The organism is Nocardioides zeae, assembly GCF_010686755.1.
Classification (GTDB): domain Bacteria; phylum Actinomycetota; class Actinomycetes; order Propionibacteriales; family Nocardioidaceae; genus Nocardioides; species Nocardioides zeae.
Map to the genome: position 1 here is coordinate 286,760 of NZ_JAAGXA010000002.1, position 16,369 is coordinate 303,128.

General features: G+C 74.1%; 13 protein-coding genes. 6 read left to right on the forward strand and 7 right to left on the reverse strand.

Annotation, left to right across the window (positions count from 1 at the left end):
- The first annotated feature begins 60 nt into the window (after positions 1 to 60).
- Complete coding sequence (locus tag G3T38_RS04665) at positions 61 to 2,052, forward strand: hypothetical protein (protein WP_163770902.1); 1,992 nt, start codon at positions 61 to 63, stop codon at positions 2,050 to 2,052.
- Positions 2,053 to 2,115: 63 nt separating this feature from the next.
- Here the strand turns inward: G3T38_RS04665 and G3T38_RS04670 are convergent, their stop codons facing one another.
- On the reverse strand, positions 2,116 to 2,379 hold the full coding sequence (locus tag G3T38_RS04670; RefSeq protein ID WP_163770903.1) for a peptide methionine sulfoxide reductase: 264 nt from the start codon (positions 2,377 to 2,379) through the stop codon (positions 2,116 to 2,118).
- A gap of 34 nt (positions 2,380 to 2,413) precedes the next feature.
- Here G3T38_RS04670 and dtd point away from each other — a divergent pair, with 34 nt between their 5' ends.
- Positions 2,414 to 2,848, forward strand: a complete 435-nt coding sequence (gene dtd, locus G3T38_RS04675) for a D-aminoacyl-tRNA deacylase (protein WP_163770904.1) — start codon at positions 2,414 to 2,416, stop codon at positions 2,846 to 2,848.
- Between the two features lie 331 nt (positions 2,849 to 3,179).
- Here dtd and hutU read toward each other — a convergent pair whose 3' ends face one another.
- The 3 genes from hutU to topA all read right to left on the reverse strand — a co-directional run bounded on the left by hutU (position 3,180) and on the right by topA (position 9,289).
- Positions 3,180 to 4,883: a urocanate hydratase gene (gene hutU / locus G3T38_RS04680; RefSeq protein ID WP_163770905.1), complete on the reverse strand. Its 1,704-nt coding sequence runs from the start codon at positions 4,881 to 4,883 to the stop codon at positions 3,180 to 3,182.
- Complete coding sequence (gene hutH, locus G3T38_RS04685; protein WP_163770906.1) at positions 4,880 to 6,448, reverse strand: histidine ammonia-lyase; 1,569 nt, start codon at positions 6,446 to 6,448, stop codon at positions 4,880 to 4,882. The genes hutU and hutH overlap by 4 nt, the downstream gene beginning before the upstream one ends.
- 93 nt (positions 6,449 to 6,541) lie before the next feature.
- A complete protein-coding gene (gene topA, locus G3T38_RS04690) occupies positions 6,542 to 9,289 on the reverse strand; it encodes a type I DNA topoisomerase (protein WP_163770907.1) in 2,748 nt (915 codons plus the stop codon).
- 200 nt (positions 9,290 to 9,489) lie between these two features.
- Here topA and G3T38_RS04695 point away from each other — a divergent pair, with 200 nt between their 5' ends.
- Positions 9,490 to 10,392 (forward strand): hypothetical protein, encoded by a 903-nt coding sequence (locus G3T38_RS04695; RefSeq protein ID WP_163770908.1) that lies wholly within the window; start codon positions 9,490 to 9,492, stop codon positions 10,390 to 10,392.
- A gap of 18 nt (positions 10,393 to 10,410) precedes the next feature.
- Here G3T38_RS04695 and G3T38_RS04700 read toward each other — a convergent pair whose 3' ends face one another.
- Positions 10,411 to 11,922 (reverse strand): DUF7059 domain-containing protein, encoded by a 1,512-nt coding sequence (locus G3T38_RS04700; RefSeq protein ID WP_163770909.1) that lies wholly within the window; start codon positions 11,920 to 11,922, stop codon positions 10,411 to 10,413.
- A gap of 218 nt (positions 11,923 to 12,140) precedes the next feature.
- Positions 12,141 to 12,344 (reverse strand): cold-shock protein, encoded by a 204-nt coding sequence (locus tag G3T38_RS04705; RefSeq protein ID WP_163770910.1) that lies wholly within the window; start codon positions 12,342 to 12,344, stop codon positions 12,141 to 12,143.
- A 350-nt stretch (positions 12,345 to 12,694) separates the two neighbouring features.
- Here G3T38_RS04705 and G3T38_RS04710 point away from each other — a divergent pair, with 350 nt between their 5' ends.
- Entirely contained in the window at positions 12,695 to 13,252 is a 558-nt protein-coding gene (locus tag G3T38_RS04710) for a TetR/AcrR family transcriptional regulator (RefSeq protein WP_163770911.1), read from the forward strand.
- The gene (locus G3T38_RS04715; RefSeq protein ID WP_163770912.1) at positions 13,249 to 14,784 is read left to right on the forward strand and encodes an MFS transporter; all 1,536 of its coding nucleotides are present in this window, start codon (positions 13,249 to 13,251) and stop codon (positions 14,782 to 14,784) included. Before G3T38_RS04710 ends, G3T38_RS04715 begins: the two co-directional genes overlap by 4 nt.
- On the opposite strand, the gene G3T38_RS04720 is transcribed toward G3T38_RS04715, so the two are convergent.
- Positions 14,744 to 15,964 (reverse strand): MFS transporter, encoded by a 1,221-nt coding sequence (locus tag G3T38_RS04720; RefSeq protein ID WP_163770913.1) that lies wholly within the window; start codon positions 15,962 to 15,964, stop codon positions 14,744 to 14,746. The two genes, G3T38_RS04715 and G3T38_RS04720, sit on opposite strands and share 41 nt — an antisense overlap.
- Positions 15,965 to 16,090: 126 nt before the next feature.
- Here G3T38_RS04720 and G3T38_RS04725 point away from each other — a divergent pair, with 126 nt between their 5' ends.
- On the forward strand, positions 16,091 to 16,330 hold the full coding sequence (locus tag G3T38_RS04725) for a DUF6458 family protein (protein WP_163770914.1): 240 nt from the start codon (positions 16,091 to 16,093) through the stop codon (positions 16,328 to 16,330).
- Positions 16,331 to 16,369: the final 39 nt, after the last annotated feature.

A 16,369-nucleotide genomic window follows, 5' to 3' on the forward strand; every position in this document is an offset into this window, starting at 1 on the left:
ACACGTTCTGCCCTGTGAGGCCGGCGCCTCCTCCTGACCAGCCGGCCCGGAGACAGAGGCATGCCGACCGACCCGCCCGACGACACCTCGTCGCAGCCCGGCCACGACCTCCAGCGTGCCCTCTTCGACCTGTTCCGCGATGCCGAGGTAGAGCCCGAGACGCGGCCCGAGACGGAAAGGGTCACGGACGACACCCCGGACGGCGATCCGGTCGTCGTCCGTGACCCTTTCCCGGAGGCCCCGGAGGCCGGCCCGCCCCGGACCCTGGCCGAACGCCTCGCCGCACGGCAGGCGACGCTGCGCCCGGTGGGCCCCCTGGTCGACCCGGAACCGGAACCGGAACCAGGGCCGGAACCGGAGGAGCCGACTGCGGGGAGGACCTCGGGGACGACGGTCGCCACCGCGTCGGCCGACCTGTACCCGGCACCCGAGCCGGAAGCCGAGACCGCCCCGCTGGCCGCGCTCCTGGGCCCGCCCGCCGACGATCCCGCCGATGGCTCGGTGCTGGCCACCCCGGCGCCCCGCACCGCGGACGACGACGCGACGCGTCGCCCGTGGCTGCTGCCCCTCATCGGCGTCGCCGTCATCAGCGTCGTCGTCGCGATCGGTGGCGTGCTGACGCTCGGCGGCGACGACGAGGCGCCACCGCGGTCGACGTCCACCGAGGAGCCCAGCGCGACCCCGACCGCCAGCGACGTCGAGGCGCTGCTGGCGAGCAGCCAGGCGTTGTACGACGAGGTCTCCGACGCCGTCACCGCGACGGCCGACCTGGCGGGCCTCCCCGCGGCCGTCGCGGTCGCCGAGGACGCCCGGGCCGAGGCCGAGGCCCTCGTCGCCCAGGCCGGCACCCTCGATCCCGCCCCCACGCAGCCCCAGCTCGACGTCGTCACCCGACAGCGTGACCTGGTCGCCGCCGTGGCCGCGTTCGCGGCGCTCGACACGGCGACGCTCGCCTCCTTCGGGGAGCTCGCCACCGTGCTGCGGGGCGCCGCCGACCTGCTCGCCCAGGCCGAGGCGGGGCTCGAGCTGGCCGAACGCGACGGTGACGCGGCTGCGGCGGGCGCGCAGCTCGACGCCGTACCGGACGACCTGGTGCTCGCGGCGGCGCGGCCCCGCGCCGTACCGGCTCCGCCGACGTCCACCGCGCAGCACCTCGTCGGACTCGTGGGGACCGCGGCGATCCGCGCGACCACCGAGGACCTCACCGAGATCGCCGGTCGGCTGGAGGGGTCGACGCGCACCGCGGAGGTGCGGGAGGCGGCGGCGGACGCGGCCGCGCTGGCGGCCTACGCGCAGGCGGCGCGAGCCGGGTTCGACGACGACTCCGAGACCGCGGTGGCGCTCGACCGGCTGCTGGCGCTGCTCGGCCCCGTGGGGCGGCTGACGGAGCTCGACGGCGAGAACCTCGACCTCTGGAGCGACGTCAGCGCCGACCTGGCCGACGCCACCGACGGCGACGACCAGCTCGGCGCAGCCACCCGCGCCGCCTACGCCCACCTCGACGCCCTCGTGGCCGCCGCCCGTTCGACCATCGCCGCCTGGGAGGCGGAGGTCGCCCAGCAGGAGGGCTCGTCGGAGGACGCGGCGGAGGTGGCGGCGTACGCCTCGGCGATGAGCGGCGTCTTCAGCACCTACGACGCGCTCGCCGCCCAGACCCCGCGGCTCGCCGCCGGCGACACCCCGAGCTCGTCGGTGGGGTCGGCGCTCTTCCGGTTGCGAGGCCCCTACGCATCGCTGGAGCAACGGGTGCGGGGCATCACCGCGCCGGGATCGCTGCAGTCGGCCCACGCGTCGGTCGTCGCGCTCGCCGCCGCGGCCGAGCAGGCCGTGACCCGCGGCGAGGCGGTCTCCCGGGAGGGCGAGCAGTGCATCTCCCGCGGCGGCTCACCGGCCGGGTGCCGGCTCGGGAAGCAGCCGACGTGGGCCTCCTACAGCTCGAGCCTCGGCGCGGTGGCGGGCGCCGGGACCGTGCGCAGCGCGTGGTCGGCGGCGCTCGCCGAGGCGCAACAGGCCGCCCCCGCCGGTACGCCGCCGCCCCGGCCCGACGTCTGACCCGCCCGGGACCTGCCCGGGACCTGCCCGGGACCTGCCCTGGGCCCGCCGTGGTGGAGCGCGTCAGAGCGGTTGCCACCCACGGAGGAAGGCCAGCACCCGCTCGGACGGCATCTCGCACGGACGGAAGGCCTCGCCCGACGCGGTCAGGTAGACGTTGGCGCTCACGAACGCCGTACCGCCCAGTTCCTCGGCCCACACCTTCAGGCTGCGCCCGCCCGCGTGCTCGCTGACGGTCACCGCCCAGCGGCCGCCGTCGTAGCGCACCGTCGCGCTCCCTCGCGGCAGCCGTGCGACGAGGTCCGCGACGGGGGTCGGGGTGTCCACGGCCCCATCGTCGCCGACGCGCCATGATGGCCGGGTGCGTGCCGTCGTCCAGCGAACCCTCTCCGCCTCCGTCCGCGTCGCCGACGAGGTCGTCGGCAGGACCGACGAGCCCGGGCTGCTCGTCTACCTCGGCGTCACCCACGACGACGGCCCCGCCGACGTCGCCTGGATCGCGCGCAAGGTCTGGGAGCTGCGGCTGCTGCGCGACGAGCGCTCCGCCTCCGACGCCGGTGCCCCGGTGCTCGTGGTCAGCCAGTTCACGCTGTACGGCGACGTCCGCAAGGGACGACGCCCCTCGTGGTCGGCGGCGGCGCCGGGCCCGGTCAGCGAGCCGTTGTACGACGCGGTCTGCGCCGAGCTCGAACGCCTGGGCGCCCGGGTGGAGCGCGGCGTGTTCGGGGCCGACATGCAGGTCGCGTCGGTCAACGACGGACCCATCACGCTCGTGCTCGACTCGCCGCGGGCCTGACGGGCGCGCCCGGGGCCGCCCGGGGCCGCCCGGGGCCGCCCGGGGGGCCCGGGGGCCCGGGGGGCCTGGAAGAAACGCGGACGAGCTGGCCCGGTCGTGGGAAAACGCGGACCGGGTCCTGGCCGGGGAGAGAAAACGCGGACCGGGTTCTGGCCGGGGAAAGAAAACGCGGACCCGCGCCCGCGACACGCCGATGCCGACCGGGATCCGGTCCGCGTTCTCTTTGCCCCGTTCCCCCACCGGTCCGCGTTTTGTTTCCCGAACCGAACCGGACCGAACCGGGCCGGGTCGAGCCGGGTCGAGCCGGCCGGCCGGCCGGGCATCCCAGCCGTCAGTCGCGCCGTACCGGCTCCATCGGCACCCGCACCCCGCGCTCGGCCGCCACGTCGGCGGCGCGGGAGTAGCCCGCGTCGACGTGGCGCACGACGCCCATGCCGGGGTCGTTCGTCAGCACGCGCTCGATCTTCTCGGCGGCCAGCTCGGTGCCGTCGGCGACGACCACCTGGCCGGCGTGGATCGAACGGCCGATGCCCACGCCGCCGCCGTGGTGGATCGAGACCCAGGTCGCGCCCGAGGCCGTGTTGACGAGCGCGTTGAGCAGCGCCCAGTCGGCAATCGCGTCGGAGCCGTCGAGCATGGCCTCGGTCTCGCGGTAGGGCGAGGCCACGGAGCCGCAGTCGAGGTGGTCGCGGCCGATCACGACGGGGGCGGACAGCTCGCCGGACGCCACCATCTCGTTGAAGCGGCGTCCGGCGCGGGCGCGCTCGCCGTACCCCAGCCAGCAGATCCGGGCCGGCAGCCCCTGGAAGTGGACGCGCTCGCCGGCCATCTCGATCCAGCGGTGGAGGCGCTCGTACTCCGGCTTCTCGTCAGGCGGGAACAGCTCGAGGATCGCCCGGTCCGTCGCCGCGATGTCCGCGGGGTCGCCCGACAGCGCCGCCCAGCGGAACGGCCCCATGCCCTCGCAGAACAGGGGCCGGATGTAGGCCGGCACGAACCCCGGGAACGCGAACGCCTCCTCGAAGCCGCCCTTGCGGGCCTCGTCGCGGATCGAGTTGCCGTAGTCGAAGACCTCGGCGCCCGCGTCCTGGAGCGCGACCATGGCGCGCACGTGCTCCGCCATCGAGGACCGCGCCTGCGCGACGAAGCCCGCGGGGTCGGCCGTGCGGCGCTCCTCCCACGCGGCGAACGGCACGCCCGCGGGCAGGTAGGCCAGCGGGTCGTGCGCGGAGGTCTGGTCGGTCACCACGTCGACGGGCACGCCGCGGCGCACGAGCTCCGGGAGCACCTCCGCCGCGTTGCCGTGGAGCCCGATCGACAGCGGTCGGCGCTCGTCCCGCGCCGTCGTGGCGAGGGCCAGCGCGTGGTCGAGGTCGTCGGCGCGGACGTCGAGGTAGCGGTGCTCGATGCGGCGGGCGATGCGCGCGTCGTCGACCTCGACGCAGATCACCACGCCGTCGTTCATCGTGACCGCGAGGGGCTGCGCCCCGCCCATGCCGCCGAGGCCCGCCGTCACGGTCAGGGTGCCGGCAAGCGTGCCGCCGAACCGCTTGTCGGCGACCGCGGCGAAGGTCAGGTGGGTGCCCTGCAGGATCCCCTGCGTGCCGATGTAGATCCACGAGCCGGCCGTCATCTGGCCGTACATGGTGAGCCCGAGGTCCTCCAGGCGCCGGAACTCCTCCCAGCTGGCCCAGTCGCCCACGAGGTTGGAGTTCGCGATGAGCACCCGCGGCGCCCACGGGTGGGTCCGCATCACGCCCACCGGCTTGCCGGACTGCACGAGCAGCGTCTCGTCGTCGGCGAGGTCGGTGAGGCAGGCGACGATCGCGTCGTACGCCTCCCACGACCGCGCCGCGCGCCCCGTGCCCCCGTAGACGACGAGGTCGTCGGGGCGCTCGGCGTTCTCCGGGTCGAGGTTGTTCATCAGCATCCGCAGCGGCGCCTCGGTCTGCCACGAGCGGGCGGTGAGCCGGGAGCCGCGCGGTGCACGGACGGGGCGGGGCCCGCCCTCGGTTCGGGGGGTGGTCGTGCTCATGCCAGGTCTCCGATCTCGTGCTGGACGGCGGTGAGGAGCGCGCCCGAGGCGACGGCGCCGACCGCCGCCTCGATCTCGGGCGCGAGGTGGCGGTCGGGGCCCGGCCCGGGCACGCCGGCAGCCCGCAGGGCGGCGACGGCCGCACCCGTGCCGCGAGCGGGGCCGACGCCCAGCTCGGCGGCCCGCAGGTCGAGCGCGCGGGCGCCGGTCATCGCCTCGATCGCCACGACGCGCGCCAGGGCGTCGACCGCGCGGCGCAGCTTGCGGGCGGCCGACCACCCCATCGACACGTGGTCCTCCTGCATCGCGGAGGACGGGATGGAGTCGACCGAGGCCGGCACGGCGAGCCGCTTGAGCTCCGAGACGAGCGCCGCCTGCGTGTACTGCGCGATCATCAGGCCCGAGTCCACACCCGGGTCGTGGGCCAGGAACGGGGGCAGGCCGTGGTTCCGGGCGCGGTCGAGGAACCGGTCCGTACGGCGCTCGCTGATCCCCGCGACGTCCGCCGCCGCGATCGCGAGGAAGTCGAGGACGTAGGCCACGGGCGCCCCGTGGAAGTTGCCGTTGGACTCGACCCGCCCCTCCCCGTCCGGCCCGGCCAGGACGACCGGGTTGTCGATGGCCGACGCGAGCTCACGGCCCGCCACGAGCGCCGCGTGGTCGACGGTGTCGCGCGCGGCGCCGTGCACCTGGGGCGAGCAGCGCAGGGAGTAGGCGTCCTGGACGCGGTTGCAGTCGGGGCCGCGGTGGGAGGCGACCACCGGCGAGTCCGCCAGCAGTCGGCCGAGGTTGGCCGCCGATGCCCCCTGGCCCGGGTGGGGCCGCAGCGCCTGCAGGTCGGCCGCGAACACCCGGTCGGTGCCGAGCTGCGCCTCGACGCTCATGGCGGCGGCGACGTCGGCCGTCGCCAGGAGCATCCGCAGGTCGGCGATCGCCAGCACGAGCATGCCGAGCATCCCGTCCGTGCCGTTGATGAGCGCGAGACCCTCCTTCTCCGCCAGCTCCACCGGAGCCAGACCGGCGGCGGCGAGCGCGTCGGAGGCCGGGCGCAGCACGCCGTCCGCGTCCCGCACGTCGCCCTCCCCCATCAGGGCGAGCGCGCAGTGCGACAGCGGCGCCAGGTCGCCGGAGCAGCCGAGCGACCCGAACTCGTGGACCACCGGCGTGATCCCCGCATCGAGCATCGCCGCCAGGAGGGCGGCGGTCCCGCGGCGTACGCCGGTGTGCCCCGTCGCCAGCGTCGAGAGCCGCAGCAGCATGAGCGCCCGCGTCACCTCGCGCTCGACCTCCGGGCCGCTGCCGGCGGCGTGGGACCGCACCAGCGAGCGCTGCAGGTCGCGGCGCTGGCTCGCGGGGATGTGGCGCGTGGCGAGGGCTCCGAAGCCGGTGGAGACGCCGTACGACGGGGTGGGCGCCGCCGCCAGCCCCTCGACCACCGCGCGGGCCCGGTCGATCGCGGCGAGGGCGTCGTCGCCGAGGCGCACCCCGGCCCCGTGGCGCGCGACGGCGACGACCTCCTCGGGGCTGAGGGGTGCGGTGCCGACGACGACCTGCGGGAAGCTCATGGCTCCATCGAACGGCGGCGGCGACCGCGCCGCCAGAGGACGCCGACGGCCCCCGTCTCGGATGCGAGACAGGGGCCGTCGGCGACGCGGGGGTCAGGACTTCTTCGCGGCGGCCTTCTTCGTCGTCTTCTTGGCCGCGGTCTTCGTGGCGGTCGCCTTCTTCGCCGTCGCCTTCTTCGCCGTGGCCTTCTTGGCCGGCGCCTTCTTCGCGCCCTTCTTGGCCGCCTTCTTCGCCGGGCCCTTGGCGCGGCGCTCGGCGAGCAGCTCGGCGGCCCGCTCCAGCGTGAGGGCGTCGACGGAGTCGTCCTTGCGGAGCGTGGCGTTGTACTCGCCGTCCGTCACGTACTCCCCGAAGCGACCCGCCTTGACCACGATCGGCTGCCCGGAGACGGGGTCGTCGCCCAGCTCCTTGAGCGGCGGTGCGGCCGCGGCGCGACCCCGCTGCTTCGGCTGCGCGTAGATCGCCAGGGCCTCGTCGAGCGTGATGTCGAAGATCTGGTCCTCGCTCGTGAGGGACCGCGAGTCGGTGCCCTTCTTGAGGTAGGGCCCGTAGCGACCGTTCTGCGCCGTGATCTCGACGCCCTCGGCGTCGGTGCCCACCACCCGCGGCAGGCTGAGGAGCTTGACCGCGTCGTCGATGCCGATGGTGTCGAGGGCCATCGAGCTGAGCAGGGAGCCCGTGCGCGGCTTCGCGCTCTTCGGCGCGTCCTCGGGCAGCAGCTCGGTCACGAACGGCCCGTAGCGACCGTTCTTCGCGACGACCACCAGGCCCGTCTCGGGGTGGCGGCCGAGCTCGCGCTCCTCGCCCGACGGGTTGGCCAGCAGCTCCTGGGCCTTCTCCAGGGTCAGCTCGTCGGGCGGCAGGTCGTCGGGCACGTTGGCGCGCTTCGCGAGCGGTGTGCCGTCGTCGCCCGGCCCCTCGAGGTAGGGCCCGTACTTCCCGACCCGCAGCTGGATGCCGGAGGGCTCGCCGTCCTCCGTGCCGCCGAACGGCACGGGGAAGGTCGCGAGCTCCTTCGCGTCGATGTCCCCGAGCTCGTTGACGAGCGTCTTGAGACCGTCCACGTCGCCGGCGCCGAAGTAGAACTCCGCCAGCTCGGTGTTGCGGTCGGAGCGCCCGGCGGCGATCTCGTCGAGCACGTCCTCCATCTGTGCCGTGAACTCGTAGTCGATCTGGCGCGGGAAGTGCTCCGTCAGCAGGCGCACCACCGAGAAGGCCAGCCAGGCCGGCACCAGGGCCGTGCCCTTCTTGTAGACGTACCCGCGGTTCAGGATCGTGCCGATGATCGACGCGTACGTCGACGGGCGGCCGATCTCGCGCTCCTCGAGCTCCTTGATGAGGGTGGCCTCGGTGTAGCGGGCCGGCGGCTTCGTCTCGTGGCCGGACGCCGCGAGGCTGGCCGCCGCGACGGCGTCGCCCTCCGCCAGCTGCGGCAGGCGCGTCTCCGCGTCGTCCGTCGCGGCGCCGTGGTCGGTGCCCTCGACGTACGCCTTGAGGAAGCCGTGGAACGTGATGACCCGGCCGGAGGCGGAGAAGACGACGTCCTCGCCCGTGGCCGCGGTGCCGCCCACACGGATCGACACCGTCTGCCCCACCGCGTCGCGCATCTGGGAGGCGACCGTGCGCATCCAGATCAGCTCGTAGAGGCGGAACTGCTCACCGGTCAGCCCGGTCTGCGCCGGGGTGCGGAACGACTCGCCCGCCGGGCGGATCGCCTCGTGCGCCTCCTGGGCGTTCTTGACCTTGCTCGCGTAGACGCGGGGCGCGTCGGGCACGTACTCCGCGCCGTACAGCTCCCGCACCTGGGCCCGCGCCGCCTGCACCGCGCCGGCCGACAGCGTGGTCGAGTCGGTGCGCATGTAGGTGATGAAGCCGTTCTCGTAGAGCCGCTGCGCCACGGACATCGTGACGCTCGCGCTCATGCCGAGCTTGCGGGACGCCTCCTGCTGGAGGGTCGTCGTGCGGAACGGTGCGTAGGGCGAGCGCTTGTAGGGCTTCGACTCCACCGAGCGGACGCCGAAGGTCGTCTCGCCCAGGGCGCTGACCAGCGCCTCGGCGCGGGGCCGGTCGAGGTGCACGACCTTGCCCGCCGCCGCCTGCTTGAGCTGCCCGTCGGCGCCGAAGTCGGAACCGCGCGCCACCCGCGCACCGTCGACGGAGTGGACCTTCGCCGGGAACATGCGCTGCTCGTGCTTCGAGCCGGCGTCGAAGGTGCCCTCGAGGTCCCAGTACGACGCCACGCGGAAGCGCATCCGCTCGGCCTCGCGGTCGACCACCAGGCGGGTCGCCACCGACTGCACGCGGCCGGCCGACAGGCCGCTCATCACCTTGCGCCACAGGACCGGCGAGACCTCGTAGCCGTAGAGGCGGTCGAGGATGCGCCGCGTCTCCTGGGCCTCGACGAGGTCCATCGCGAGCTCGCGCGGGTTCTGCGCCGCCTCGACGATCGCCTGCTTGGTGATCTCGTGGAAGACCATGCGCTTGACGGGGATGTTCTTCGGCTTCAGCTCGTCGAGCAGGTGCCACGCGATGGCCTCGCCCTCGCGGTCACCATCGGTGGCGAGGAAGAGCTCGTCGGCGTCCTTCAACAGGCTCTTCAGCTTGCTGATGTGGGACTTCTTGTCCCGCGGCACCACGTAGTAGGGCTGGAACCCGTTGTCGACGTCCACCGCGAGGCGACCCCACGGCTTGTCCTTGATCTTCGCCGGGGTGTCGGCGGCGTTGTTGGGGAGGTCGCGGATGTGGCCGATGGACGACTCCACCACGTAGTCCGGACCCAGGTAACCCGCGATCGTCCTCGCCTTGGCAGGCGACTCCACGATCACCAGCTTGTGTGCCACTCTTCCCAACTCCCAGCTCGATCGGTGACGGACGGGACCGGCTCCCGTGCCCCCACGGCGGGTCACAGTAGCGCGATCCACCGACGGCCGGATCGGGTGGAGCCGCCGGACCTGTGGACAGACGTTCGACAACGCCGCGCCCCGGGGGCAGCGTGGGACACCCGGGAGAGCCCCGGGCGACGACACCACGGGAGCCACCGTTGTCCCACCTCTGGCCTGAGGACCCCTTCCACGAGCCCCGCCACGACCACGACCACGCGCCACCGCCCTGGGAGGTCGGGACGCGGCCGCCGGGCGACGGCGACGGCCTGCTCCTCAGCCACGGCGGCCCCCTTCCCGGCGACCGCGTGACCCACCTCGTCCTCGTCGACGGTCGCCTCGTCGACGTGTGGTCGACCGGCGTGGTCGGTACGCCGTGGGAACACCTCGCGCGCACCTTCGACCGCGAGCGGCGACCGCCCGTCCCGCGCGTGCCGGCCCCCGGCCCCGTGCCGGCGCCGCCGCACGAGCAGGTCCTCGCGTGGCTCGACGCCGTCGTGGGCGGGCGCGAGGCCCTGCTCGCCCTCGACGCGGAACCGTCCGCGGGCGATGCCGAGCCGCCGTCCGGCCTGGTCCCCGCCGTCGTCGAGCGGCGAGCGGTCGTGCGCGACCTGGTCGCCGCGGTGGCCGAGGAGGCCTTCGACGACGACGTCGCGGCCACGCTCCTGCTCGTCGTCGACCGGCTCGCCCGGGAGGAGCCCGACCTGTTGACCGGGGCCTTCTCCGCGCTGCAGGTCGCCGGCGGCGTCTGCTGGTTGGTCGGCCGCGCCAACGCGCTGTTCACCGGCGGGGTCACGCAGACCACGGTCCGCGACCTCCTCGGGCTCGCGTCGCCGCTGACGACGAGCGGCCAAGCCGTCCGCCGCGCCCTGGGCGTCGCATGGCCGGAGGTCTCCCCGCCACCATCGTGGACCGGCGGCCGGCTGCTCACCACCGGGCGGCCCGAGGTGCTCACCCGGCGCGTGCGTCGCCAGCTGGTGCGCAGCCGCGACCGGGCGCTGGCCGAGCTGGAGCGGCTCCGACGCGAGCAGGCGACCCCGGACGCGTCGGCGGACGCTGCCTGAGCTCCCGGGCGGCCTCGGTCAGACCTCGAGGAACCCGTCGGCCACGAGGCCGCGCACGACGGGCACGTAGGTGCGGCGCAGCTCGGCGGCATCCTGGTCGAGGAGCTGGCCGAGCGCGTCGAGGATCTGCCCCACCGTGAGGTCGCCGTCGCTGGCCCCGACGAGCCCCGCCGTCACGGTGTCGGCGGCGTGGCCCCGGCGGAAGCCCCGCTGCTGGCGCAGCACGATGGCCTCGGGGTCGGCGGCGCCCGGTTGACCGAACGACTCCTGGCGCACGTCGGAGCGCACCCGCAGCCGGGAGTCGAGGAGGGCCTCGTCGTCGAGGGCGGCCAGGTCGTCGACCGCGTCCCCCCAGGCACCGATCGCACCGGCGATGGGCTGCTCGACCTCGTAGGGCCACTCCTCCAGGCGCACCGTGGCGTCGCCCGCGGCGCCGTCGGGACGGCGGCGCAGGTTGATCCAGCCGAAGCCGACGCCCTCGATGCCCTGGTCGGCGAACCACGAGAGCCAGGTGTCGTACCGCCGGAGGTACTCGGGCGTGCCCGTCGCCCCCTCGTCGGCGAGCCACAGCTCCACGTACGCCGCGGGGTCGAGCACCTCACGCTGCACGACGAAGGCGTCGCTGACGATGCCCTCGTCGGTCGGGCCGAGCCAGCCGGCCAGCCGCTCGTCCCAGGGGGTGCCCTTCGTGATCACCCAGTTCGCGAGCACCTGGCACCACCCGCCGGGCGTCAGGTGACGCGGCGCGGTGCGCACGATGTCTTCCACCACGCGGTCGCCGGGCAGGCCCGAGTCGCGGTAGACGAGACGCTCGCCCGTGCCGGGTGAGATGACGAACGGCGGGTTGGTCGCGATGAGGTCGAACTGCTCGTCCCGCACCGGCTCGAAGTAGGAGCCGTCGCGCACCTCGATGCCCGTCAGGTCGTTGAGCGCGGCGTTGAACCGGGCCAGGCGCAGGGCCCGGGCGTTGACGTCGGTCGCCACCACGCGGGCGGCGTGCGTGGCGAGGTGCAGGGCCTGCACACCACAGCCCGTGCCGAGGTCGAGCGCACTCACCACGTCGTCGCGCCGGGTGAGCTGCGCGAGCGACGTCGAGGCCGAGCTGATCCCCAGCACGTGGTCGGCGCTCACGCGGTTGGGCAGTCCGTCGAGCCCCGGCGTGAGGTCGCTGGCCACCCAGAGGTCGTGGTCGCCCGCGGCGTCGGGCGCCGCATAGGGACGGCAGTCGAGACGCGCCCGCACCTCCCCGACCGACGACTCCAGGAAGCCCTCCACCGCGAGCCGGTCCACGAGGTCGGGCAGCGCGGCCTCGGCCTCCGCACGGGTGACGGCCGTCTGCAGGAGGAAGAGGCGCGTCAGCGTCGCCAGGGGCGAGCCGTCAGTCGTGCGGGCCAAGCCGGGAGCCGTCTGGTTGCGGGCGAGGGCGGCATGCGCCGTACCCCCGAGGAGGTCCGCGACCGCGTCGTAGGTGAACCCCGCCGCCAGCAAGGCGTCGCGGAGGCGGTGGGGCAGCGTCGACGTGGCGGTCACGAGCCCCGAGCCTAGCGGCGGGGGACGGCGACACTTTCCCCGGTCGACCGGGGAACACGCCGCTTTGACCATCAAATTTGATGGTCTAAGTGACACCTTCCCCGGTCGACCGGGGAAAGTGTCGGCCACCAGATCCCCCCGAGAACGCGGAAAAGCCCCTCCCGCCGGAGCGGGAGGGGCCTTCCTGAGGAGATGACCCGAAGGTCACTCCGCCGCGATCAGACGGGGCGGACGTTCTCCGCCTGCGGGCCCTTGGGGCCCTGCGTGACGTCGAACTCGACCTTCTGGTTCTCGTCGAGGGACTTGTAACCCTGCGTCTGGATCGCCGAGTAGTGCACGAAGACGTCGTCGCCGCCGTCCTCCTGCGCGATGAAGCCGAAGCCCTTCTCAGCGTTGAACCACTTCACGGTGCCCAGAGTCATGGTGACTCACTACTCCTTGTGTCGGGGCGAGAGCCGTCACTTCGACGGCCCACACCAGATGCGGTGACACGTCGCTCCGACTCACGTGAGTGGTCTTCCCACGAGAAAAAAGCGCCGTTGGATCACGAACTCCGCCGGCTGTACCTGCTGGAACCTGCACCTGTTGCAAGCGAGAGCGTACCAACTCATCCCCGGAGAGCGGCATCCGTCCACAGCACCAATCGCAGGAAACCGGTGAAGTCTCTGCAACGTGCCGGTGACGGTGGCGCAACGCTCGCACACCCGCTGGCAAAATCGTCTCAGATGAGACACTATTGTCTCAGTCGACCTCACCCGTTCGAAGGATTCCCATGAACTCCCGCGACGACATCGTCACGGCGGCCCTGCGCCACCTCAACGTGCGTCCGACCGCGTCCACCGCCGACATCGCCGAGGCCGCGGGCATCAGCCGCGCCACCCTCCACCGCCACTTCGCGAGCCGCGACGACCTGCTCCGCGAGATCGGGCTCCGCTCGCTCGAGCACTGGGCCGGGGTGCAGGAGTCGACCGGCATGCTCGCCGCGACCGCGTCGGGCGACGCCGCCCGGATCCGCACGTGCGCCGAGGAGATGCTGCGGCAGCTGGTCGTCAGCGCGGACGACTACGCCTTCGCCCTGGTCGACGAGTACCTGTACGCGCTGCCCGAGATCGGGGCCCGCACCGAGGAGCTCTTCGAGCTCGAGGTCGCCTTCTGGGCGGCCGCCCTCCAGGCCGGCGTCGTGCGACCCGGCCTCACGCCACGGTGGGTCGCGCACGCGTCGTACGGCGTGCTCGTCGCCTGCCGCGAGGCGCTGCGCCACGGCGACGTCGCACGTCGCGACGTCCCCGACCTCGTCCTCTCCACCTTCCTGCACGGAGTCTCCGCATGACCACCCCGCTCTCGACCCCCCGTCCCCCGACCACCCGCGACCCCCGCCGCTGGGCCGGGCTGGCGGTGCTGTCCGCCAGCCTGCTCGTGGTCGTCATGGACATGACGATCCTCAACGTCGCCCTGCCCTCGCTGGCGGCCGACCTCCGTCCCACCTCGGTGGAGCTGCTGTGGATCGTCGACGCCTACGCGCTGGTGCTCGCCGGGCTCCTCGTGCCCGCGAGCGCCCTCGCGGACCGCTTCGGCCGCCGGCGCGCCCTCGTCACGGGCTTCACGCTGTTCGCCCTGGCCTCCCTCGGCGCGCTCGTCGCCTCGACGCCCGCGCACGTCATCGGCGTGCGGGTGCTCCTCGGCGTCGGCGGCGCCCTCATCATGCCGTCGACGCTGTCGATGATCCGGGCGCTCTTCTCCGACCCGCGCGAGCGGGCGACCGCCCTCGGCGTGTGGGGGGCCATGGCGGCACTCGGCGGTGCCCTCGGCCCCGTCGTCGGCGGCGCGCTCCTCGAGCACTTCTCGTGGCACGCGGCCTTCCTCGTCAACGTCCCGGTGATGGCCGTCGCGATCGTCGCCGCCCTGGTCCTCCTGCCCGAGAGCCGCTCCGCGCGGCCCCCGCGCATCGACCTCGCGGGCGTGGTGCTCTCCATCGCGGGCATGGCCGGGCTGGTCTTCGCCATCAAGCACCTCGCCAAGCACGGCCTCGACCTGCAGGGCGGCGTCGCGGCGGTCGTGGCCACCGCCGCCCTCGTCCTCTTCGTGCGCCGCTGCCTGCGGTCGCCCGAGCCCATGCTCGAGGTGCGGCTGTTCCGGGGGCGGGCCTTCAGCGCCGGCGTGCTGACCGCCCTCACCACGAGCATCGCGATGTCCGCGCTCCTGCTGCTCGGCGCACAGTGGCTCCAGCTCGTCGAGGGCTTCTCGCCGCTGGACGCCGGGCTCGCGCTGCTCCCCCTCGCGATCGGCGGCCTCATCGGCTCCCCGTTCGCCCCGGCCGTCGCGGCGCGCATCGGGGCGCGCACGGTGCTGGCCGGCGGCCTGGCGGTCGCGGGCGTCGGCTTCCTCGTGCTGGGGCTCGCCCCCGGCGAGCTGCACTACCCGACGCTGGCCGTCGCGCTCCTGCTCGTCGGCGTCGGCATGGCCTCGCTCGCCGTCGCCTCGGCGGTCATCATGGCGGGCGCCCCGACCGACAAGGCGGGCAGCGCCGCGGCGATCGAGGAGAGCAGCTACGAGATCGGGGCCGTGCTCGGCATCGCCGTCCTCGGCTCGATGGCCAGCGCCGTCTACCGGTACGGGCTCGGGGACGGCGCGTCGTACGGCCTCGACCCCGCGAGCAGCGACGCCGCCCGCGAGTCGCTGGCCGGCGCGCTCGAGGTCGCGGACGGCCCCGGGGCCGCCCTGCTCGCCGCGGACGCCTCGGCGGCGTTCACCGACGCGCTCGCCTGGACGGGCCTGGCGGGCGGGGTGCTGCTGCTGCTCGCGGCGTACGTCGTGCACCGGCTCACGCCGCGCGACCTCGACCTCGCGGACGCCGCGCACTGATCGAGGCGGTCACCGCGGTCACGAGGAAGGTGACCGTGGTGCCCAGCACGACGAGCAGGGGCGCGGTCCACGAACCCGTCGCGTCGTGGACCGCCCCCAGGAGCGTCGGCCCGACGGCCGCGAACGCGTAGCCGACGCTCTGCACGAGCGTCGACATCCCGGCACTCTCGCGGTCGGAGCGGGCGCGGCGAGCGACGATCGTGAAGATCGTCGCGAAGCCGCCGCCCTGGGCGATGCCGCCGAGGACGCTGCCGAGGAGGTACGCCGAGGGCTCGACCAGCAGCTGCACCGGCATCGCGATCCAGAGCAGGCCGACGATGCCCACGGCGACCGGCTCCGGCACCCGGAGGGCCAGCAGCGGGGTGCCGAGCGCACCCACGACGGCGGCGATCTGGAAGACGGCGGCCAGTCCCCCGGCGGCGCTGCCCGCTCCCGCGTCGTCGGCGAGGATCGAGGGCAGCCAGGCGGTCATCGAGTAGTAGGACGTCGCCTGCCCCGCGAAGGCCATGACCAGCAGCACCGCCACCGGGTCGCGCCACACGGGGCCGGCCGGGACCGCCGGCGCCGCGGCCGGCTCGGGCCCCGTCGACGTGCTGCCCACCACGCGCCGCGACGGGCCGATGACCCGCCACCAGACCACCGCGGCGACCGCGCAGAGCGCCGCCGGCGCCACGAGGGCCGTGCGCCACCCGGCCGCGGACGTCAGCGGACCGCTCCCGACGAGCACGAGCATGGCGCCCACGTTCATCACGGCCGTGTAGACGCCCGTGACGGTGCCGACCCGCTCCGGCGCGACGCGGCTCCGGATCAGCACCGGCACCACCACGTTGCCGATGGTGATGCCGAGCCCGATGACGACCGTGCCGAGGACCGCGAGAGCGAAGGAACCGCTCGACCGCACCACGCACCCCGCCAGCACGAGGCCGAGACAGGCGAGCACGGCGGTCTCCGCGCCGTACCGACGGACGACGGCGAGCGCGACCGGCGCGGCCAGGGCGAAGCACAGCACCGGCAGGCTCGTGAGGAGCCCGACCGCGCCGTTGCCGATGTCGAGCCCCGACCGCAGGTCGTCCGTCACGGCCGAGACGCCGACGAACGGCGCTCGCAGGTTGAGCGCCAGCAGGACGAGCGCCACGAGGAACGCCCAGGGCCATCGACCGACGGTGCGTTCCGAGCTCACCAGCACCACGGTAGGTGCCCGGTCGGGGCTGCCCGCGCGCAGGCTGGGTACCACCGTCCTTGAGAAGAGCCTAAGGACCGGGCAGGCTGTCAAGTCCCTGTTTCATCACCCGAGAGAAGGTGCGTCATGGGATACGGATTCGGAGGGTTCCTGGTCGTCGTCGGCCTGGTGCTCGCCCTCGCAGTGCGCGACAGCATCAACGAGGTCGACCTCGTCATGGTCGGCTGGATCATGACCGCGGTCGGTGTCGTCGTGCTGCTGCTGACGGCGATCACCCTCAACCGGGGCGGACGGGCGCGCTCGCGCACCACCGTCACCGACCCGAACGGCGTCCAGCAGGTCCGCGAGACCCGCACCGACATCTGATCGGTCGCCGCACCACCAGCAGGACCAGCACCATCCCCT